20 protein-coding genes and 1 pseudogene are annotated in these 18,688 nt (G+C 68.5%); 9 read left to right on the top strand and 12 right to left on the bottom strand.

The features are described from left to right. Positions 1–36: 36 nt before the first annotated feature. The 3 genes from NM961_RS17415 to NM961_RS17405 form a co-directional block, all read right to left on the bottom strand. On the bottom strand, positions 37–942 hold the full coding sequence (locus NM961_RS17415) for a LysR family transcriptional regulator (RefSeq protein ID WP_255915684.1): 906 nt from the start codon (positions 940–942) through the stop codon (positions 37–39). An 8-nt stretch (positions 943–950) separates the two neighbouring features. Next, positions 951–1,298 carry an arsenate reductase family protein gene (locus tag NM961_RS17410; RefSeq protein ID WP_255915683.1) on the bottom strand — a complete coding sequence of 116 codons (348 nt, stop codon included), beginning with the start codon at positions 1,296–1,298 and terminating at the stop codon, positions 951–953. 93 nt (positions 1,299–1,391) lie between these two features. After that, complete coding sequence (locus NM961_RS17405) at positions 1,392–1,640, bottom strand: hypothetical protein (RefSeq protein WP_255915682.1); 249 nt, start codon at positions 1,638–1,640, stop codon at positions 1,392–1,394. 599 nt (positions 1,641–2,239) lie between these two features. Between NM961_RS17405 and NM961_RS17400 the strand changes: the two genes are divergently transcribed. After that, positions 2,240–2,956: a CsgG/HfaB family protein gene (locus NM961_RS17400; protein WP_255915681.1), complete on the top strand. Its 717-nt coding sequence runs from the start codon at positions 2,240–2,242 to the stop codon at positions 2,954–2,956. Positions 2,957–3,166: 210 nt separating this feature from the next. Here the strand turns inward: NM961_RS17400 and NM961_RS17395 are convergent, their stop codons facing one another. Then, complete coding sequence (locus tag NM961_RS17395; protein ID WP_255915680.1) at positions 3,167–3,667, bottom strand: DUF4166 domain-containing protein; 501 nt, start codon at positions 3,665–3,667, stop codon at positions 3,167–3,169. A gap of 80 nt (positions 3,668–3,747) precedes the next feature. After that, entirely contained in the window at positions 3,748–4,083 is a 336-nt protein-coding gene (locus NM961_RS17390) for a hypothetical protein (RefSeq protein WP_255915679.1), read from the bottom strand. 218 nt (positions 4,084–4,301) lie between these two features. Here NM961_RS17390 and NM961_RS17385 point away from each other — a divergent pair, with 218 nt between their 5' ends. Genes NM961_RS17385 through NM961_RS17375 form a run of 3 tightly spaced genes read left to right on the top strand, consistent with a single transcriptional unit; the run spans position 4,302 to position 5,978 of the window. Further along, entirely contained in the window at positions 4,302–4,691 is a 390-nt protein-coding gene (locus NM961_RS17385) for a hypothetical protein (protein WP_255915678.1), read from the top strand. After that, positions 4,688–5,191, top strand: a complete 504-nt coding sequence (locus NM961_RS17380; protein ID WP_255915677.1) for a hypothetical protein — start codon at positions 4,688–4,690, stop codon at positions 5,189–5,191. The genes NM961_RS17385 and NM961_RS17380 overlap by 4 nt, the downstream gene beginning before the upstream one ends. 13 nt (positions 5,192–5,204) lie before the next feature. Next, on the top strand, positions 5,205–5,978 hold the full coding sequence (locus NM961_RS17375; RefSeq protein WP_255915676.1) for an SDR family oxidoreductase: 774 nt from the start codon (positions 5,205–5,207) through the stop codon (positions 5,976–5,978). A 123-nt stretch (positions 5,979–6,101) separates the two neighbouring features. On the opposite strand, the gene NM961_RS17370 is transcribed toward NM961_RS17375, so the two are convergent. Together NM961_RS17370 and NM961_RS17365 are read right to left on the bottom strand one after the other, a co-directional pair. Then, complete coding sequence (locus NM961_RS17370) at positions 6,102–6,980, bottom strand: PhzF family phenazine biosynthesis protein (RefSeq protein WP_255915675.1); 879 nt, start codon at positions 6,978–6,980, stop codon at positions 6,102–6,104. Between the two features lie 26 nt (positions 6,981–7,006). After that, positions 7,007–7,894: a LytTR family DNA-binding domain-containing protein gene (locus NM961_RS17365; RefSeq protein WP_255915674.1), complete on the bottom strand. Its 888-nt coding sequence runs from the start codon at positions 7,892–7,894 to the stop codon at positions 7,007–7,009. Positions 7,895–8,043: 149 nt separating this feature from the next. Between NM961_RS17365 and NM961_RS17360 the strand changes: the two genes are divergently transcribed. Beyond that, positions 8,044–9,273: an acyltransferase family protein gene (locus tag NM961_RS17360; RefSeq protein WP_255915673.1), complete on the top strand. Its 1,230-nt coding sequence runs from the start codon at positions 8,044–8,046 to the stop codon at positions 9,271–9,273. A 30-nt stretch (positions 9,274–9,303) separates the two neighbouring features. Here NM961_RS17360 and NM961_RS17355 read toward each other — a convergent pair whose 3' ends face one another. After that, positions 9,304–9,681 (bottom strand): YajD family HNH nuclease, encoded by a 378-nt coding sequence (locus NM961_RS17355; protein WP_255915672.1) that lies wholly within the window; start codon positions 9,679–9,681, stop codon positions 9,304–9,306. Positions 9,682–9,803: 122 nt separating this feature from the next. Between NM961_RS17355 and NM961_RS17350 the strand changes: the two genes are divergently transcribed. After that, complete coding sequence (locus tag NM961_RS17350; RefSeq protein WP_255915671.1) at positions 9,804–10,325, top strand: hypothetical protein; 522 nt, start codon at positions 9,804–9,806, stop codon at positions 10,323–10,325. A gap of 54 nt (positions 10,326–10,379) precedes the next feature. On the opposite strand, the gene NM961_RS17345 is transcribed toward NM961_RS17350, so the two are convergent. Continuing rightward, a complete protein-coding gene (locus tag NM961_RS17345; protein WP_255915670.1) occupies positions 10,380–11,252 on the bottom strand; it encodes a hypothetical protein in 873 nt (290 codons plus the stop codon). A gap of 72 nt (positions 11,253–11,324) precedes the next feature. Between NM961_RS17345 and ligA the strand changes: the two genes are divergently transcribed. The 3 genes and pseudogenes from ligA (at position 11,325) to epmA (ending at position 15,067) form a co-directional block, all read left to right on the top strand. Beyond that, positions 11,325–13,490 carry an NAD-dependent DNA ligase LigA gene (gene ligA, locus NM961_RS17340; RefSeq protein WP_255915669.1) on the top strand — a complete coding sequence of 722 codons (2,166 nt, stop codon included), beginning with the start codon at positions 11,325–11,327 and terminating at the stop codon, positions 13,488–13,490. Then, positions 13,487–13,792 (top strand): annotated as a pseudogene (locus NM961_RS17335) (endonuclease domain-containing protein); the annotation flags it as partial. The gene ligA and the pseudogene NM961_RS17335, both read left to right, overlap by 4 nt. A gap of 369 nt (positions 13,793–14,161) precedes the next feature. Beyond that, the gene (gene epmA / locus NM961_RS17330; protein WP_439334226.1) at positions 14,162–15,067 is read left to right on the top strand and encodes an EF-P lysine aminoacylase EpmA; all 906 of its coding nucleotides are present in this window, start codon (positions 14,162–14,164) and stop codon (positions 15,065–15,067) included. Here epmA and NM961_RS17325 read toward each other — a convergent pair. From NM961_RS17325 to NM961_RS17315, 3 genes are all read right to left on the bottom strand, one after another. Next, positions 15,046–16,221 (bottom strand): MFS transporter, encoded by a 1,176-nt coding sequence (locus NM961_RS17325; RefSeq protein ID WP_255915668.1) that lies wholly within the window; start codon positions 16,219–16,221, stop codon positions 15,046–15,048. The two genes, epmA and NM961_RS17325, sit on opposite strands and share 22 nt — an antisense overlap. A gap of 142 nt (positions 16,222–16,363) precedes the next feature. After that, entirely contained in the window at positions 16,364–17,584 is a 1,221-nt protein-coding gene (locus tag NM961_RS17320) for a DUF4785 domain-containing protein (RefSeq protein ID WP_255915667.1), read from the bottom strand. A 10-nt stretch (positions 17,585–17,594) separates the two neighbouring features. Beyond that, a complete protein-coding gene (locus NM961_RS17315) occupies positions 17,595–18,449 on the bottom strand; it encodes a Fes1 domain-containing protein (protein ID WP_255915666.1) in 855 nt (284 codons plus the stop codon). Positions 18,450–18,688: the final 239 nt, after the last annotated feature.

The raw sequence follows: 18,688 nt of genomic DNA, 5'->3' as shown, positions 1-18,688 counted from the left end.
GGCGACAGCGCGCCGCGGGGGCGTCGGTCCCGCGTTCTAGGGCAGATCCCAGTAAGGTTCCGGCCCGAAGCGTTCGACCAGGAAGTCGATCAGGCTGCGGGTCTTTGCCGGTACGGTGCGTCCGGCCGGGTAGACCGCGTGCACGGCGATCTCCGGTATCTGCCACTGCGGCAGCACCGGCACCAGCTCACCGCGGCGCATGCGCTGCCAGACCAGGAAGCTGGGCGAGATGCAGATGCCCAGCCCGGCCACCGCGGCCGAGGCGATCACATCGCCGTTGTTCACCCGCAGCGTGCCGCTGAGGTTCACCGTATGCCGTTCGTTGCCGCGCACCAGCACGATCTCGTCGCGCCGCGCGGCCAGGGTGTAGCTGAGGTAATTGTGCGCGGCCAGGTCCTGCGGCTGCTCCGGCGCGCCGGCGCGGGCGAGGTAGGCCGGGCTGGCCACCAGCAGCATGCGGCAGGGCGCGATGCGCCGGGCGACCAGGCTGGAATCGGCCAGCTTGGCGATGCGCACCGCCATGTCGAAGCCTTCCTCGACCAGGTCGACCTGGCGGTCGTTGAGATTGAGTTCCAGCTCGATGCGCGGATGGCGCTGCTGGAACTCGGCGATGGCGCTGCCCAGGTGATGGATGGCGAAGGACATCGGCGCCGACACGCGCAGGCGCCCGCGCGGATCGGCCTGCAGCTCCGAGGCCACGGCCTCGGCTTCGCTCAGATTGCTGAGGATCTCGGCCACGCGCTGGTAATAGCGTTCGCCGGCCTCGGTCAGGCTGAGCTTGCGCGTGGTGCGGTGCAGAAGGCGTACCCCGAGCTGCTCCTCCAGCGACTGCACCAGCTTGCTGGCGAGGGCGCGGGAAATCTCCATCTGGTCGGCGGCGGCGGTGTAGCTGCCCGAATCGACGACGCGCACGAACAGCTGCATGGCCTGGAGCTTGTCCATGCCGGGCCTCAGAGCAGTTCCAGCACGCGCTCGGGCGGCCGTGCGATCAGCGCGCGGTCGCCCAGCACTACCGCTGGCCGCTGCATCCACTGCGGTTGCGCATGCAGCAGGGCGGCCAGTTCGGCGATGGGCAGCACGGGCGCCAGCTGCAGGCCGGCGGCTGCGGCCTCGTCGCGGCGCAGCAGGTCCTGGGCCTGGTCGCCGAGGAGTTCGGCCAGGCGGGTGAGTTCAGCGATGTCGGGCGGGGCCTGCTGGTAGTCGACCAGGCGCGGCGTGATACCGCGCCCGGCGAGCAGGGCCAGGGTTGCGCTGCATTTGGAACAGCGCGGGTTGTAATAGACGGTGCAGGCGCTCATGCGGGGCGGCGGCGGGAAAACAGCCGACACTGTGCCGTTCCCGGGCGTCCGCGGCAAGCGCAGGCGCGGCGCCGGCGGGCGCCGCTGCAAGGTTCAGGCGGCGATGCCCGCGGCGGCGGCGCCGGGGTTCAGGCGCAGCGCGCGGCGCGCCTGTTCCAGTTCGCGCCGGATCACGATGCGTTCGGCATCGGCGCGCTGGGCGCAGCTGCCCAGCACATTGCCCTGTTGCGGGCAGATCACCTCATACCAGCTGGCGCGCACGGTGCCGAGGTGATCGCGTTCGTCCACGCGCTCGATGAGGTAGCCGAGCACGCGGGTTTCCAAAGTGCGCAATGTGCGCATAGTAGATCTCCTTGGGGTCTGAAGCGGAGCGCAGAGCATACGCACCGCATGTGGAGAGGGTGTTAACAGCGGGTTGCAGTGCGGTTAACGCGGATGACGACAGCCAGGCGGATACGAAGTTCAATCGCTGTGTATCACGCCGGTCTTGAACTTTGTATATAAATTTAAAATATGTGGACATTGCGGTGCGGCAGGCGCGCGCCGCGGTCGGCAGCGCCGGCTCATGCCGCCGTGCGAGCGTGCCGTCGTTCCGGTCCCGGCATCGCCGCCGGCTGCCGCCGCCGGCGGGGACAGCCCGCCGGGCTGGCTGAACGGCAGCTGCAGCCGCCGGCGTTGCCGCATGACGCTGCCCGGCGCGGATTTGCGTATACAGGAGGTGCCGCGGCGGACATGTTCGGATTCGCCGCGGCGCCGCGTTCAGGCATGCAGCAGACGGGCGGCTCGGTGGCGATGGCCACGGAGGGGTCGCTAGAATAGGCCCGTTCGCGGTGCGAACGCCGTTCTGAAGAATCACCTGCTTGCGCGGATGCCCAGACCGGGAACCGTGAGGCGGCAGGGGGCAGCCGAACTTTATCCGCAGTATTTCGAGGAGCAGGGTAATGAAGCAGTGGGTCCTTGGTGTGGCACTGGCGCTGACCGGCGCCCTGGGGGCGGGCCCGGTACTGGCCGCCGGCGGCAAGATCGCCATCGGCGTGGCCGAGTTCAAGAACGAGTCCGGCGCCGGCTGGTGGCGCGGCGGGGTGGGCTGGGAACTCTCCGGCATGCTCTCCAACGAACTGGGCTCCAGCGGCAACTTCACCATCGTTGAGCGTGCCAAGCTCGACAAGGTGCTGGAGGAACAGAACCTGGCCGCTTCCGGCCGCGTGCGTTCCGGCACCGGCGCCAAGATGGGCAAGGTCACCGGCGCCGACTACCTGGTCATGGGCACTGTGACCGCGTATGAGGAAAACACCGCCTCCACCGGCGGCGGCATCAGCTTCAAGGGCATCTCGCTGGGCGGCAAGAAGAGCGACGCCTACCTCGCCGTCGATGTGCGCGTGGTCAACACCAGCACCGGCGATATCGAATTCTCCCGCACCATCGAAGGCCGTGCCTCCGGCGGCGGCGTCGCGGTCGGCGTCTACCGCGGCGGCTTCGGCGGCAACCTGGCTTCGGAGAAGAATACCCCGGCCGGCAAGGCGATCCGCGCCGCCCTGGTGGAGATCAGCGAATACCTGGATTGCGTGATGGTCGAGCGCAACGGCTGCGAAAGCGAATACCAGGCCAAGGAATCCGGCCGCCGCGAACGCACCAAGAAGTCGCTCAAGCTGGATTGACGGCACCTCTGCCGGCAGCAAGCAAAGAACCCCGCTCCGGCGGGGTTCTTTGTTTTCCGGGGCTGCGGTTTGGTATTGCGCCGGTGAGGCCGGGCAGCAGTCGGATTTCGTCTGAGCGTCAGCTGTGCGCGCCCGGTACCCCAGCTGGCGGCTGCCGGCCGGAAGACGAAGTGATCGGCCGGGCGCGGTTCTACAGGCCCGTACCGTCTCTCAATCCGGGGCGGCCTGCGGTGTCAGCAGGCCGCGGTAGCTCAGCAGCGGCCCCAGCAGCGGCAGGCTGAAAGCGACCTCGAATTCATAGCCGCCCTCGCGTATGCGCTTGCCGGCGCGCAGGCGCGGCGCCAGCCAGCGCGGCAGGACGTGGCCGCGCCAGCGCAGGCGGCGCAGGATCCAGTACCAGCCGCCGCCGGCGATATCCACACCCAGTTCCAGTTCCAGCGCGCCGGTCTGCTCGAACCAACTGCCGTGCGGAAAACGGCCGGCGGGCCGGAAGCGGGAAACCAGCTCGCCGCCTTCGCCGAAACGGCGCTGCCAGAGCAGGGCTCCGTCCTCGTGGGCGATGCGGACTTCGAACGCGCAGCGCCCGTTCGCGATCGGCAGGCCCAGCCGGTGCGCCAGGCGCCGTCCCAGCCGCCGCGCCGGGCCGCGGCCGGTCTCGACCACGACTTCGCCGCGCAGCAGCGCGCCGCCGCAATGCACGGATTGCAGCATTGGATGCAATTGGGAAAATGCGTCGCCGAACCAGCGGGTAACGGCGTTGTCGGGTGGTGTGGCCGGCTCGGCGCCGCTATTCAGCGGTCGCGCCAATGCAGCAGGCGCGCCATGCGGTAGGCGAAGGCGAACAGCAGTGCGGCCAGCAGCGCCGGCACGGCGGCGGCCAGCCATTCGGCGGCGCCGTTGGCGACCCAGACCGCGAGGCCGGTCACGATAAAGCTGCAGGCAAGCAGGGATAACAGCAGGGAGACGGCGGCGACCAGTCCGAGCGAGAAGGCGGAGACCGGTGCCTGCGGCGAAGCGGGAATGGAACTGCGCTGGGGCCGGTTCCGCAGCCGGCGGCGGCGCGGCGAGAAAGCCCTGGGCAGGTTGCCGGTGGGAATTCCCGCGGATAGAGCCTTGGAGGCGCTCATAATGGTGACGAGTATCGAGGCAGTCGTGTGGATTGCTTGTGATGACGCAGCAGAGGCGAATATCCCCTCATATTCTTTCCGCGCGCCGGAAATTCGGGGCGAATTGCGGCAAAAACAATGGCAAATTCCGGGCAGTCCGGGGCGCGCGCCAGGGCCGGTTTGACCGGTCCGGGTTACAGACCGTAAAAAGACGCACGCTATTTCAAGGGGAATGCGACGTGACGATGAGCGGAGCCGGCGGCACGCCGGGCGGCATAGGTCAGTTCCTGCTCGGTTTCGCGCTGGCGGTGGCCGGCGGCTGGCTGCTGATGAATCAGGTGGTGGTCAGCGGCGGCAGTTGGGGCCTGTGGGGCTACAACAGTTTCGGCCTGTCCCTGCTGCCTTTCATCCTGGGCACCGGGATGATCTTCTTCAACGGCAGGTCGGTGCTGGGCTGGCTGCTGCTGCTGGCGGGGCTGGCGATCATTTTCGCCGGCGTCATCGTCAACCTGCGCGTGTATTTCCTTTCCACCAGCCTGTTCAACACCCTGGCCATCCTGGTGCTGCTGTTCGGCGGGATAGGCCTGATCGCGCGCTCGCTGAAGTCGCACGGGACGGTGGCGCGATGAGGACGCGGAGCCTATTGCCGGCGGCGCTGCTGGCCGCGCTCTCCGGCAGCCTGCAGGCCTGGCCGGCGCAGCCCGTGGAACCCTTCGTGGCCGACTGCGACAGCCTAGACAGCGTGCCGCTGCGCCAGCACATGAACTACAACGCCGACATCCAGCCGATCTGGAGCCAGCGCTGCGCCAACTGCCACGTGGATTTCGGCGACGACCAGCCCGAGGCCGATCTCAGCCTCAACCCGGAAAAATCCTGGTATTTCCTGGTCAACCAGGGCAGCAGCATGGCCGGCAGCAACCTGATCCGCGTAGTGCCCGACAAGCCGCTGGCCAGCCTGCTGTTCAACAAGGTGAATTGCGAAGTGCAGGATCAGGGCCTGCGCATGCCGCGGGCGCGGCCGCCGCTGCCGCTGGAGGAACAGGCGCTGATCCACGACTGGATCCTCGCCGGTGCGCCGCAGGAAGGCGACGACACCATTTTCCGCACCCGTTTCGAGATCCGCGGCTGAGCGCCGCGCCTGCATGGATCTGCAGCTCGCGGGCAAGACCGCCATCGTTACCGGCGCCAGCCGCGGCATAGGCCGCGCCATCGCCGTCGCGCTGGCGGCCGAGGGGGCCAGTGTGGTCGCCGTCGCGCGTTCCGGCGATGCGCTGCGGCAATTGGTTGGCGCGCTGCCTGTGCCCGGGCTGGCCGTGGCCGCCGATCTGCGCGAGGACGCCGCCGCCGAACACGTCGTCGCCCAGGCGCTGGGCCTGAGCGGCCGCCTCGACATCCTGGTCAACAATGCCGGCGCCACCGTGCGCGGCGATTTCCTCGCCCTGGACGACGGCGCCTGGCAGGACGGTTTCGCCCTCAAGTTCTTCGGTGCCATGCGCCTGTGCCGCGCCGCCTGGCCGTCGCTGCGCGCCCGCGCAGGTGCCATCGTCAACGTGGTCGGCATCGGCGGCCGCAGCGGCAGTGCGGAATTCAGCATAGGCGGTGCGGTCAACGCGGCGCTGCTTAACCTGACCAAGGCCCTGGCCGACCGCGGCGTCGCCGACGGCGTGCGCGTGAACGCGGTCAATCCCAGTTCCATCGCGACCGACCGCCTGCAGGCCCGCGTGCGTACGCAGGCCGCCGCCCAGGGCGTGGACGAGGCCGAGGCGGCGCGCCGCATCGCCGCGGAACTGCGCGTGGCGCGCTTCGGCACGCCGGAGGAGATTGCGGCGGCGGTGGTATTTCTGGCATCGCCGCGGGCGGCGTATTGCCAGGGCACGATCCTCGATGTGGACGGCGGCCAGACGCGCACGCTGTAGGCGTTCGCCAAGTGGGCCCGCGCTTTGCCGCGCCGAGGACGACTGGGGGCGGCTGATGACCCGGTGCCCGGACAGGCGACGGTAACGGGGCCCGGTTCGTGCGCTCGCGGGTGCCGGCGCCGCTCAGCGCCAGCGCGCCTGCCCGTCGATCACGGTATGCGTGACACCGCCGACCCAGACGCCGCCGTCTGCCTCGATGCGGATGCCGATGCGTGCATCGCGGCCGATCTCGCGGCCCTGGCTGACGCGGTAGCCTCGGGCCAGTTTGCCCTGCGGTTCGCCGGCGGCGATCCAGGCGCCGATCAGGCCGTTGGCCGCGCCCGAGGCGGGATCCTCGACAATGCCCACGCCGGCCGGGAAGGCGCGCACGGCGACTTCATATTCCTGGCTGTCGCTGCGCGCGAACACGCACAGGCCCAGGCTGTCGCTGGCCTTGGCCAGGCGCGCGATGGCGGCATGGTCGGGCTGCCACTGGCGCAGCGTGGCTTCGTCGGCGAATTCGGCGATCCACCAGCGCCGGCCGCCTTCGACGAAACCCGGCGGCAGCGCGCCCAACGGGGTGCGGTCGAGGATGGCGCGTACCAGCTTGGCGTGCAGCACATCCGGCTCCAGCGCGCGGGCGCGCGGCGCTTCCACCGACAGCACCCGCGCGCCGTTTTCCTGGCCGATGCGGATGGGCAGCAGGCCGGCGCCGCATTCCTGCACCAGCTGGGTGCTGCCCGCCGGCACCAGCCCGGTTTCCAGCGCCGCATGGGCGCTGCCGATAGTGGGATGGCCGGCGAAGGCGATCTCGCGGCTGGGCGTGAAGATGCGCGCGCGATAGCTGGCGCCGGGCTGGCTGGGCGGCAGCAGGAAAGTGGTCTCGACCAGGCCGGTCCAGGTGGCGAAGCGCTGCATGGCGCTGTCGCTCCATTCGTCCGCGCCGATCACGACGCCCAGCGGATTGCCGCCGCCGGCCTTGTCGGCGAAAACATCCAGTTGCAGATAGCGCACGGTGTCCATGCGCCCAGCGTAGCGGCACAACCGTGTCAGACGCCAGCGGCCGCGGCGCTGCCGGCACGTTCGCGCAGGCCGTTGCGGTAGCGCCGGCTGCAGGGCAGGGTGGTGCCGTCCTTCAGGTGCAGGCGGGCGTCGCCGGTTTCCAGCGGCTCGATCATGGCGACGTGGTCCAGGTTGACGACGTAGCTGCGGTGTACCCGGGCGAAGCGCTGCGGATCCAGCCGTGTCTCCACGCTGGCGAGGGTGCTGCGCAGCGGGTAGTCGCGGCCGCGCACATGCAGGTTGGCGTAGTTGCCGGCAGCCTGTATCCATTCGATATCGGCGGCGGCGACCAGGAATTCCTTGCCCAGCTTGCGCACCAGGAAACGCTCCGGCCGTTCGATGGCTTCCACCGGCGGACCCACGTCCGGTTCGGCCAGCAGGCTGGCCTCGCCCTGCAGGCGCAGCAGGATGAAGCGGTAGGCGTGGATCAGCGCGACCGTGGCGACGAACTCGCGCACGTCCTTGAGGTATTCGTAGAGCAATTCCATCGGCCAGTTGCCGAAGTCGTAGTGCTCGCCCTGGCTGGCATAGGCCAGCTTGCGCAGCGCGACCATGCCCAGCACATGGGCCACAGACCAGACCACGCTGGCCGCGGCATAGCGCGGCAGCAGGGCGCGCCAGCTGTCGCGGTGCAGCGGCCAGCGCCGGGTGAAGGCGACTACGGCCGGCACCAGCAGCAGCATGAGCAGGCCGCTGGAGGTTTCCCAGACCACCGGCTTCCACGGCGCGTAAGGCAGGGCCGAGCGCTGCACATCCATGATTACGGTGAGGCTGTTGAACAGCGCGTTGATGAGGAAGGCGCCTATCCAGAAGGCGATCTCGGCGCTGCGGCGCCAGGGCTGGTAGCGGTCCAGCCAGGAGGTGGTGTCGGTCATGCGCGGATTCTAAGGACTGCGCCGCCGCACCGGCCGCGTTTCGTCCCCACCATCCGCCGCTGATCCCAGGTCCTGTGCAATCAAGCCCTTGGCGACGGCAAGGCGGCCTCGCGCAGGGCAAGCTGCGGGCCTGATCCACCGGAGCCGCCATGCAACGCCGCCACGATATCGACGCCCTGCGCGTCATCGCCTTCGCTTTCCTCATCCTCTATCACGTCGGCATGCTCTACGTGCACGACTGGGGCTGGCATATCAAAAGCAGCTATCAGTCCGAGGCGCTGCAACTGCCCATGCTGTTCATGAACCGCTGGCGCATGGACCTGATCTTCCTGATCTCGGGCGTGGCCGCGGCCTTCCTGCTCAAGCCCGGCCAGACCGGCCGCTTCCTCGGCCTGCGCAGCTGGCGCCTGCTGCTGCCGCTGACCTTCGGCATCCTGGTGATTGTGCCGGTGCAGCCGTATGTGCAGGGCGTGACGAACGGTGCGGTTGCGCCGGGTTTCTGGTCCTTCCTGGCCGAGTACTACACGGCCAGGCGCTGGCCTGAGAACGCCTTCGACGGCTGGCAGCACGGCTATACCTGGAATCACCTGTGGTATCTGGCCTATCTGTGGATGTACACGCTGGGCCTGGCCGCGCTGCTGCCGCTGCTGCGCAGCCGCCCGGGCCGGCGCCTTGCCGCGGCGTTCACCGGCCTGCGCGGGGCGGCGCTGCTGTTCCTGCCGGCGCTGCCGCTGCTCTTCTACACCCTGACCCTGCAGCACCGCTTCCCCGACAACGGCGACTTCATCCATGACTGGTACCGCAATGCGGTGTACTTCACCGTGTTCCTGTACGGCTACCTGATCGCCCGCGATGCCGGCTTCTGGGCCGAGGCGCTGCGCCTGCGCAAGACCAGCCTCGGCGCGGCGCTGCTGCTGTTCCTGGTCTACGCCGTCGCCCGCCACGACCTGCCGGAGGAGATTCCGTACTGGCACGAAGTGCTGATCATGGTCCTGCGCAATTTCTATATCTGGGCCATGCTGCTGGCCATCCTGGGCTGGGCCCATGCCTGCCTCAACCGCCCCTTCGCCTGGCTGCCGCGCGCCAACGAGGCGGTTTATCCCTGGTACATGCTGCACCAGAGCCTGATCGTGCTGATTGCCTACTGGCTGGTGCCGCTGCGCCTGGGCGGCTTCTGGGAGTGCCTGCTGGTGACCGGCGGCACCGTGCTGGGCTGCTGGCTGCTGCACGAGGGGCTGATCCGCCGCAGCAACTGGCTGCGTCCGCTGTTCGGACTCAAGCCGCCGGGCCCGCCGCGGGAGCTTCCGGCCCTGCGCATGGCCGCCTACGGCCTGCTGCCGTTCCTCGCCCTGGTGACTTTTATCATTGTGCAATCGTAAGGCTGCGCCGGCGGCGGCTGGCCGGCCGCGCTAGCCGCCGTTCTTCTTCGCCATCAGCTCGCGCAGCGCGGCGAACGGGTTGGCGGTGGCATCGGCCGTCTTGGTCTCGGAGCTGTCGCCGGTGTGGTCGATATAGCGCGAGTGCTCGTTGTCGTGGCAGTAGATGCACAGCAGCTCCCAGTTGCTGCCGTCGGGCGGGTTGTCGTCGTGATTGTGGTTGCGGTGGTGGACGGTGAGTTCCTGCAGGTTGGCGCGGGTGAATTCGCGCGCGCAGCGGCCGCACACCCAGGGATACATCTTCAGCGCGCGCTCGCGGTAACCCTTCTCGCGCTCGGCCGCGGCGGCGCGGGCGTCGGCGACGATGCGGTCGAGACGGTGGCTGTCCAGGCGGGGCTTGTTGTTGCTCATGCGGGTTCTTCCGGGGCGGACGTGATTACGACGGTGTTCGTATTCAAGCAGGTTCGGCAACGCGCGGCCGCCGGTTTGCTGGCAAAAATGCCTTGCCGAATCAACCACCGGCGGAGGATACGATGAAGCACCCGATCACGGCAGCCATGATCCTGGCTGCCACCCTGGCGCTGGGCGCCGCGGCCGGCGCCAAGGAGCGCGTGGAGCGGCCGCTGTCGGCCGGGAGCAAGGCCCTGTTCGACGATCAGGCGGCGGCGATACGCCAGCAGATGGAGCCCGGCGGCCACTACGAGTTCGTCTCCGCCGCCGAACGCAGCGAAGTCGAGCAGAATCTGGAAGCCATGTCCGGCCTGCTGGCCCGTCACGCCGACGCCGGCGCGCTGCCCGACCGCGACAAGGCCGCGCTGCTCAAGGCACAGGAAAACGTCAACGCCATTCTGACCCGCAACGACGGCCGGCGCCTGGTCTGCGAACGCAGCCGTCCTACCGGCTCGCACCTGGGCAAGGACAACTGCGTCACCTTCGCCGAGCGCGAACGCCAGCGCCGCCTGTCCGAAGTCGAAGTGCGCAAGCTGCAGATGAAGTCGCCCGGTCCCTCGGGCCTGCCCAATGCTTCCGAACTGCGCGGCGGTAGCGGCAACTGAGCCAGCGCCGCGCAGCCCCGCCGGCGGGACGGGCCGGACGGGGCGGCGCCGGTTTCAGGCCAGCTGTTCCTTGGCCCAGGCGGCGTCCAGCGCTTCCATGGCATCGCGCGGCTTGAGCTTGGCCGCCTTGGCATAGGCTTCGGCGACCGCGTCTTCCTGTTTTTCGCCGTGCAGCAGCAACAGGCCGTTGCCGTATTCGATCCAGGCGATGGGCGAATCCGGCGTGAGTTTGGTCGCTTCCTTCAGATGTTTTTCCGCCGTGGCCGCGCTGGCGCCGTAGGTCAGCTTGGCCAGCATGCCGCCGACCTTGCCGACGATCTCGGCGTGGTAGAGGCCCAGCGCCGTCTGCGCCTCGGCGTGCTTCGGCGCGATTTCCAGGGTTGCATCCAGCGATTCCTTGACCTTGCCGGCCAGGCCCTGGGCCAGCGCCTTGGTGATGGAGATGCACTGGCTGTAGCGGCCTATGGCGAAGGCGCGCCGGTAATGGCTGTTGGCTTCGCCGGGCAGGGCGGCGATGGCTTCCTCGGCCAGGGCGGCGAGGGCTTCGTAGCGCGCCAGCTTTTCCTTTTCGGCCTCGACCAGATAGGTTGCGTGGATGCCGCCGGCCTTGATCGCGACCGAGGCGCCCAGCGCCTTGAGCGCCTTGCCCTGGTCGAACGCGGCCTCGAAATCGCCGCGGTGGAAGGCGCGCCAGGCATCCTGCAGGGCTTCGGCCGCAGCGGCCGCGTCCTTGCCCAGCTTGGGATTGGCCTTGAGCAGTTTGGCCAGGTGTTTTTCGTCGGGGAACGGCTCCTGGTCGCCCGCATGCAGGCTCTTCCAGGATTTCGCCAGCTTGTCGCCGGCGTAGTCGTATGCCTTGTCGGCATGGGGGAACGCAGCCCAGCCCTTCTTCGCCATGGTCAGCTCTCCGTGAAGTCGGGCAAGCATTCCGCACTGCACGGAATCGCGCAACCGGTTGCTAGACTTGTGCCTCTGACACCCTGATTGCCCGAGCCCCGCATGACCGCCGATCCCGCCCGCCGCGCCGCCCAGTTGCGCGCCGAACTGGCCGAACACAACTACCGCTACCACGTGCTGGACGATCCCAGCATTCCCGATGCCGACTATGACGCGCTGCTGCGCGAACTGATCGCGCTGGAGACCGAATTTCCGGAGCTGCAGACCGAAGACTCGCCGACCATGCGCGTCGGCGCCGCCGGCTCGCGCGGCCTGCCCGAGGTGATCCACGACATTCCCATGCTGTCGCTGTCCAACGCCTTCGACGATGTCAGCGCCGAAGACGATGCGGGCCGCTATGCCGAGATCGTCGATTTCGTGCGCCGCATAGAGACCACGCTGGGCATCGAGGCGCCGGAATTCTCGGTGGAGCCCAAGCTCGACGGCCTGGCCATCAGCCTGCGCTACGAGGACGGCGCCTTCGTGCGCGGCGCCACCCGCGGCGACGGCACCAAGGGCGAGGATGTGACCGCCAACCTGCGCACGCTCAAGACCGTGCCGCTGCGCCTGCGCGGCGAAGGCTGGCCGGCGCAGTTGGAAGTGCGCGGCGAGGTCTACATGCCGCGGGCGGATTTCCTCGCCTACAACGAACGCGCCCGGGAGAACGGCGAGAAGACCCTGGCCAATCCGCGCAACGGCGCCGCCGGCAGCCTGCGGCAGAAGAATCCGCAGGAAACCGCCAGGCGGCCGCTGGCGTTCTACGCCTATGCAGTTCATCTGCCGGCCGCGCCGGAGCAGAACCTGGGCGAACGCCACAGCGCCGCGCTGCGCCAGCTGCGCGAATGGGGTTTTCCGATCTCGCCCGAGGTGGCCACCGCGCGCGGCTTCGACGGCCTGATCGCCTACTACAAGCGCATAGGCGAGCTGCGCGACAGCCTGCCGTACGACATCGACGGCGTGGTCTACAAGCTCGACGACTATGCCGGCCAGCGCCGCATGGGCTTCGTCTCGCGTGCGCCGCGCTGGGCCATCGCACACAAGTATCCGGCGCAGGAGCAGGCCACCGAGCTGCTGGCCATAGAAATCCAGATCGGCCGCACCGGCGCGGCCACGCCGGTGGCGCGGCTCAAGCCCGTGCAGGTGGCCGGCGTCACCGTCAGCAACGTGACCTTGCACAATGCCGACCAGATCGCGCGCCTGGACATGCGCATAGGCGATTCCGTCATCGTGCGCCGCGCCGGCGACGTGATTCCCGAGATCGTCAAGGTAATACCCGAGCGCCGCCCGCAAGGTGCCGAGCCCTGGCAGTTCCCGCAGGAATGCCCGGTGTGCCATTCCGCCCTGGTGCGGGTGCAGAAGGTGAAGAAGCAGACCAAGGCTGGCATCGAATACGAGGAAGGCGTGGCCTGGGTCTGCAGCGGCGGGCTGTTCTGTCCGGCTCAGCGCAAGGAAGCCCTGTTCCACTTCGCCGCGCGCCGCGCCATGGATATCGAAGGTCTGGGCGGCGAGATCATCGACGACATGGTCGAACTGCCGTTCCTGCGCCGTGATGGTGAAGCGCGGCCGCTGCAGAGCCCGGCCGAACTCTACAGCCTGCAGCTGGACGACCTGACCGAACTGCGCCGGCTCAGCCAGGAACGCGCGGGCAACGTGCCGGAAACCGTGAAAAAGGGAAAAGTGGCCACGCGCTGGGCCGAAAACCTGCTCGAAGCCATAGACCGCAGCCGCAGCACCACGCTGGAGCGCTTCCTGTTCGCCCTGGGCATACGCGATGTGGGCGAATCCACCGCCAAGCTGCTGGCGCGCTGGTTCGGCGGTCTGGATGCGCTGATCGCCGCGACCGAAGCCGAGCTGTGCCAGATTCCCGACGTGGGCGTGGTCGTCGCCCGCCGCATCACCACGTTCTTCGCCGAGGCGCATAACCGCCAGGTCGTCGCCGACCTGCGCGCCGCCGGCATCCGCTGGACCGAGAGCGAACCCCAGCGCACCAGCCAGGGCGTCCTGGCCGGCAAGACCGTGGTGCTGACCGGCACCCTGGAAAGCATGGGCCGCGACGAAGCCAAGGACAGACTCGAAGCCCTGGGCGCCAAGGTTTCCGGCAGCGTCTCCAAGAAAACCGACTTTGTTGTCGCCGGGCCGGGGGCGGGTTCAAAGCTGGAAAAAGCCACCGAGCTTGGCATCGAGGTCTGGGACGAGGCGCAGCTGGTGGCGTTTCTGGCGGAGCAGTGAGGGTGGATCATGCCAAAGCCACGCGCCGGGAGCCGACGGTTGCGGAACGGGTGATCTGGGATCGTCTGCGTCATGGGCAGCTGGGTTTCAAGTTTCGCCGGCAACATGCGATGGGCGGGTTTATCGTGGATTTTGTCTGCCGGGAGCGGTATCTGGCCGTTGAGCTGGATGGAGGGCAGCATGCGGATGATGTCGTCTACGATGCGCAGCGCACGGAGTTTCTGCAGGGAATGGGGTTTCGGGTTCTGCGTTTCTGGAACAACGAGGTTTCCGAGCGGCTGGAAGATGTGTTGGCAGAAATAGCGGTGAAGCTATCTGATGCGTTGCCACCTCACCCCAACCCTCTCCCCCGGCGCAGCCGGGGGAGAGGGAGCCGCGAGCGCATGCAGCGTGCTATGGATGCTGCTGCATCGAAGGATCCGGCAATCGAGTCCGATGATGGTGTTGTGCCGCAGAATCCAGTGATCGAATCCGAGCCAACGATTGATTCTCGCGAACTGGACGCCACGGCCAACACCTCATCGCAACCACCCGCCAAGGCTAGCCCTCTCCCCCAAGCCCCGCTTGGGGGAGAGGGTTGGGGTGAGGGGGCGGCGTCTCAGTCAGCCGCGGCGAAGGGTTTTCGCGGCGGCCCGCGCGGAAACCTCCACCTCCGCGCGCGGCTCTACGCCCTGATTCGCGACTTCTTCGCCGCCCGCCACGTCCTCGAAGTCGAAACCCCCATCCTCTCCCGCGCCGGCAATACCGACGCGAACATCGAAAGCTTCACCACGCAGTTCAGCGGCCACCGCGATGCCGGCCCACCGCTGCGCTGGCTGCGCACCTCGCCGGAATTTCCGCTCAAGCGCCTGCTCGCGGCGGGCGTCGGCGACTGCTACGAACTGGGCCGGGTGTTCCGCAACGGCGAGGCGGGACGGCGGCACAATCCGGAATTCACCATGCTGGAGTGGTACCGGGTCGGCTGGGATCACCGCGCGCTGCTGGCGGAGACCTGCGACCTGGTCGGTGCCGCGCTGGCGCTGGTCGGCCGCAGCGCCGCCATCGCGCCGTACAGTTACGGCGAACTTTTCCGCGAATACCTCGCTCTGGACCCGTTCACGGCGGACGAGGCCGCATTGGCTGCGCCATTGGCCGAGTTCTCCATCACGCCGGATGGGCTGGTGCGCGATGATTGGCTGGATCTGCTGATAACCCACTGCATACAGCCGCAGTTTCCGCGCGAGCGCATCACCTTGATCTACGATTACCCGGCCAGCCAGTGCGCGCTGGCACGCATACGTCGCGATACGCCGCCCGTCGCCGAACGCTTCGAGCTCTACCTGGGCCCCTACGAACTCGCCAACGGCTACCACGAACTCAACGACGCCGCCGAGCAGCGCGCCCGCTTCGAGCGCGACAATGCGCGCCGGCGCGAGCGCGGTCTTGCCGAGGTGCCGCTGGACGAGAACCTGCTGGACGTGCTCGACCGCATGCCGCGCTGCGCCGGCGTGGCCCTGGGCGTGGAGCGGCTACTGATGTGCCTGGCCGGCACCGACGATATCCGCGAGGTGCTGGCCTACGCCTTCGCCGAAGCCTGATCGTCGGGAATGGGCCGTACCCAGCGCCAGACGATGAAGGCCGCTATCGCTGAAAACAGCGCGGCGATTTCAAATGCCAGCTCGCCGCCGCCCAGGCGCCAGGCCTGTCCGGCGATCAGCGCGCCCAACGCGCCGCCTATGCCCGAGGAAAAGCCGTAGAACACGCCCTGGCCGTGGCCGCCCAGCGGGCCGGGGAAGTACTGCGCCATCAGCTGCATCACGCTGGCGAAGAAGGCGGCGAAGTTGATCGCGTGGGTGAGCTGGGCCAGGGTCAGCACGGCCACCGAATCCGGGAACAGCGCCGTGGCCAGCCAGCGCAGCGCGGCGCTGGCGATGGCCGCCAGCAGCACGGTCTGTGCCGGCCAGCGCGCGAACAGCCGCGGCGACAGGAAGAACACCAGCACTTCTACCGCAACGCCTATGGACCAGAACGCACCCAGCGCCGAAGGCCTGTAGCCGTGCTGTTCCAGGTACAGCGAGAAGAAGGTGTACAGCGGCCCGAACGACAGCTGCACCAGCAGGCAGGCAATGAAGAAGGCGATCACCTCCGGCCGGCGCAGGCGGCGGCGGAATTCCGCGCCGGCCGCGGGCGGCGCGTCGCGCTGGGCCGGGCCGTAGTCGTTGACCAGGGCGGAGCCGGCCACGCCGGCCAGCAGCGGCAGCATCAGCAGCGGCAGCCAGGCCACGGCCAGATGGTCCAGCAGCAGGCCGAACAGGGCGACCACGGCGATGAAGCCGATCGAACCCCACACGCGGATCGCGCCGTAGCGTTCGCTGATGCCGTGCAGATGCGACAGCGTGATCGCCTCGAATTGAGGCATTGTTGCGTTATGGAAAAAGCAAAAGACGCACATGGCCAGGAACAGTCCGGCGAATTCCAGCGGCAGCAGGAACGCGCAGAAACTGGCCAGGCTGGCGAAGCAGCCCAGCTGCAGCCAGCGTATCGGCCGCGGCGAGCGCGCCGCCAGCCAGTTCCAGCTGCTGGGCGCGACGATGCGGGTGGCGTACCAAAGGCTCATCAGCACGCCTATCGCCGCCGCGTCCTGGCCGCGGTCCTTGAGGAACAGGCTCCAGTAGGGCGTGAACCCGCCGAGCACGGCGTAGTACATGAAGTAAAAGCTGGACAGGCGCAGCTGGGGAACGGCATGGCTCATGGCGCGGAAGGGTGCCACAAGCGGGCCGGGCGCCGCGAACGGAAAAAAGTAGGCTGGCGCAAACCGGCGCGACGGTATTGCGCCGCCGCGGAGCCGTCCGCGGCGGCGCCGAGGCGGCCCGGCAAGGCCGGGCCGCGCGGCTTCAGCGCAGTTCCAGCGCCACGGCGCGGCGCTCCAGCGTGGTCTGGTCGGCCTGGTTGCCCAGGCGCAGGTCGCGCAGCTCGTACGGCGCAGAGAGGCCGGCGGCGGCCAGGCTCTGGGCGTCGTACTTCAGCACCAGGCGCTGCGCGCCGGCTTCCAGCCAGGCGGCCGACTGGGCATAGGCGGCGGGGCGGCGCAGGCCGTCCTTGCCGGTGCCGTACAGCACGCCGGAGAGCTGGTAGCGGCTGGCGCCGGCGACCTCGATGCCCACGCCCAGCTCCACCGTGCCGCGCGCGCTCATCAGGTTTTCCACCGCGCCGCTGAAGCGGGCCGTGGGCCGGGCCACCGCGACCGCGGTCTTGGCATCGCGCAGCACGCGCGCGCCGTCGCTGCTGCCGCTGGCGAAGGCATGGATTTCCCACAGGCCGGGGCCGTTCGCATGGGCCGCATCCGGTACCACGTCGGCCTGCCAGCTGCCGTCGCGCAACTGGCGGAACTCGAAGGCCTGGCTGTGGCCGTCCGGCGCGGTCAGCAGGCCCTTGGCGCTCTCGCCGCGGGCGCTGTCGAGTTTCGCGCTGATGCGCAGGCTGTCGCCGGCGACGACGCTGTCGCGCGCCGCGCCCAGCTTCAGCACATTCTTGCTGGCCGGCTCAAACACGTGGATCAGATAGTTGCCGCGGGCCGCGGGTGCAGCCAGCTCGATGCGGCCCTGGCCGACGGCGGGCGCGAGTTTCACGATCACCGTACCCTCGGACACGTCCATGCCGGCGGCGCGCAGGGCGGCGGTGTCGGCCAGGCTCTGGCTGGCGGCGCGGCCGTCGAACTCGCCGGCGGCGCTGCGCACGACCAGGTCGTCGATGCCGAGCTTTGTGGAATTGTTGCTGTGCGGGCTTATCCGGATCAGCGCGGCCGCGGCCGTGGTCGGCAGGCTCACGCCGCGCTGCAGCTCGGCCTCGCTGGCGTCGAGCCAGTATTCGCGGCTTTCCTGCACGAAGACTTCGGGCCTGGCGGCCAGCGGCTGCTGCGGATCCAGCGCCCAGGCTGCGCTGAGCGGCTGGCGTTCCAGCGCGGCAGCAGCCGCGCCGGGATCGGCGGCGACGAGGCGGGTGACCACCTGGTCATCGGCGGCAGCGGCGGCAAGACGCAGTTCGGCCGCCTGGGCCAGGCCGGCGAGGGCCAGCAGCAGGCTCGCGGCCAGCGCCGCGGTTTTCAGATTCGACATGGCGGGTTCCTCAGATATCGTCGCGCAGGATGCGGTCCAGGCCGAAGCAGGCGCGCCGGCTCTGGTTGTGGGACAGCGGCTCGGAGCCCGCCATGCGGTCGATGTCGCGGAACCACAGCCGGCCTGCGGCCTGCTGGCTGGTGCAATTGAGGAAGCCGTCGGAGCAGCTGGCCAGCCAGTTCTGCGTGGTCTCCAGTCCGACGTTGAGGTGATAGCCGCCGCACCAGCTGTCGCCGTCGAAAGGCGAGGAATCCACGTCGGTGCCGACCACGCTCCAGAAGCCCTTGGGCAGGGCCGGCCGGCCGGTGGTGCCGAGCAGATTGTTCTGGTTGTACTGCGCCATCCAGCCCACCTGCTGCATGCGCACGGCGTCGGACTTGTAGCCCAGGATCCAGCCCAGCGCCTGCTCGAACACATTGCCGTTCATGACCGCATCGGCCAGCGGCGTGCCGGCGCTGGAGGCGGCCAGTGCGTTGACCCAGCGGATCTTGGAGATGATCGCGGGATAGCGGCTGTCGTAAGTCGGATTGGACAGGATCCAGCGCATGACATTGCCGCCGTTGGAATGCGTGATGACCACCAGGTCGGTGATGCCCGCGCTGTTGATGAAGCTGGTGAGCTGGCCGGCCAGGCAGCCGGCGGCGCGGCTGTCCCACATGTACTGTTCAAAATCGCAGTTGATGACGACGTACTTGGACTGGTCCGGCAGTCCCTGGCGCACCGAATTGACGAAATCGGCGCCCCAGTAGTCGTTGAGTGCATTGGTCTGTTTGCCGGTGCCGTGCACGAAGGCGACGCCGGTGGCGGCAGTAGCGGTGGCGGCGGCTCCCAGGGCGAGCGAGAGCGCCAGAGCAAGACGAAGCATTGATCCTCCCGATGCGGCTCGGGCGGTTGGAAATCGAGCCGCGGTCAGGCTGCGGCCTTGCCGGGTACAGGGTGAGCGTCCATGCCGCTACCGGGCAGAAGCCGGAGCACGAAAAGGTCGATCCGCCGGTGGATGCCCTCCCGCACCCGCCCCGCGGCGGACGCAAATTAGCAACCGGCATAAGCGAGTGTCAAACGTTCGTTTCATGTCCCTTTGGGAAGTGTCGCAAGGTATACACG

Source organism: Tahibacter harae (assembly GCF_024437735.1).
In the GTDB taxonomy this organism is placed as follows: Bacteria; Pseudomonadota; Gammaproteobacteria; order Xanthomonadales; family Rhodanobacteraceae; genus Tahibacter; species Tahibacter harae.
This window is presented reverse-complemented; position numbering and strand designations above follow the sequence as displayed.

Bases quoted from the DNA above. Each gene is read 5' to 3' on its own strand.
- NM961_RS17390 (WP_255915679.1), bottom strand. From the start codon at position 4,083: ATGAGCGCCTCCAAGGCTCTATCCGCGGGAATTCCCACCGGCAACCTG.
- NM961_RS17395 (WP_255915680.1), bottom strand. From the start codon at position 3,667: ATGCTGCAATCCGTGCATTGCGGCGGCGCGCTGCTGCGCGGCGAAGTC.
- NM961_RS17350 (WP_255915671.1), top strand. From the start codon at position 9,804: ATGAAGCACCCGATCACGGCAGCCATGATCCTGGCTGCCACCCTGGCG.
- NM961_RS17355 (WP_255915672.1), bottom strand. From the start codon at position 9,681: ATGAGCAACAACAAGCCCCGCCTGGACAGCCACCGTCTCGACCGCATC.
- NM961_RS17320 (WP_255915667.1), bottom strand. From the start codon at position 17,584: ATGTCGAATCTGAAAACCGCGGCGCTGGCCGCGAGCCTGCTGCTGGCC.
- NM961_RS17365 (WP_255915674.1), bottom strand. From the start codon at position 7,894: ATGACCGACACCACCTCCTGGCTGGACCGCTACCAGCCCTGGCGCCGC.
- NM961_RS17360 (WP_255915673.1), top strand. From the start codon at position 8,044: ATGCAACGCCGCCACGATATCGACGCCCTGCGCGTCATCGCCTTCGCT.
- NM961_RS17415 (WP_255915684.1), bottom strand. From the start codon at position 942: ATGGACAAGCTCCAGGCCATGCAGCTGTTCGTGCGCGTCGTCGATTCG.
- NM961_RS17370 (WP_255915675.1), bottom strand. From the start codon at position 6,980: ATGGACACCGTGCGCTATCTGCAACTGGATGTTTTCGCCGACAAGGCC.
- NM961_RS17410 (WP_255915683.1), bottom strand. From the start codon at position 1,298: ATGAGCGCCTGCACCGTCTATTACAACCCGCGCTGTTCCAAATGCAGC.
- NM961_RS17405 (WP_255915682.1), bottom strand. From the start codon at position 1,640: ATGCGCACATTGCGCACTTTGGAAACCCGCGTGCTCGGCTACCTCATC.
- NM961_RS17345 (WP_255915670.1), bottom strand. From the start codon at position 11,252: ATGCTTGCCCGACTTCACGGAGAGCTGACCATGGCGAAGAAGGGCTGG.
- NM961_RS17375 (WP_255915676.1), top strand. From the start codon at position 5,205: ATGGATCTGCAGCTCGCGGGCAAGACCGCCATCGTTACCGGCGCCAGC.
- NM961_RS17325 (WP_255915668.1), bottom strand. From the start codon at position 16,221: ATGAGCCATGCCGTTCCCCAGCTGCGCCTGTCCAGCTTTTACTTCATG.
- NM961_RS17380 (WP_255915677.1), top strand. From the start codon at position 4,688: ATGAGGACGCGGAGCCTATTGCCGGCGGCGCTGCTGGCCGCGCTCTCC.
- ligA (WP_255915669.1), top strand. From the start codon at position 11,325: ATGACCGCCGATCCCGCCCGCCGCGCCGCCCAGTTGCGCGCCGAACTG.
- NM961_RS17315 (WP_255915666.1), bottom strand. From the start codon at position 18,449: ATGCTTCGTCTTGCTCTGGCGCTCTCGCTCGCCCTGGGAGCCGCCGCC.
- NM961_RS17400 (WP_255915681.1), top strand. From the start codon at position 2,240: ATGAAGCAGTGGGTCCTTGGTGTGGCACTGGCGCTGACCGGCGCCCTG.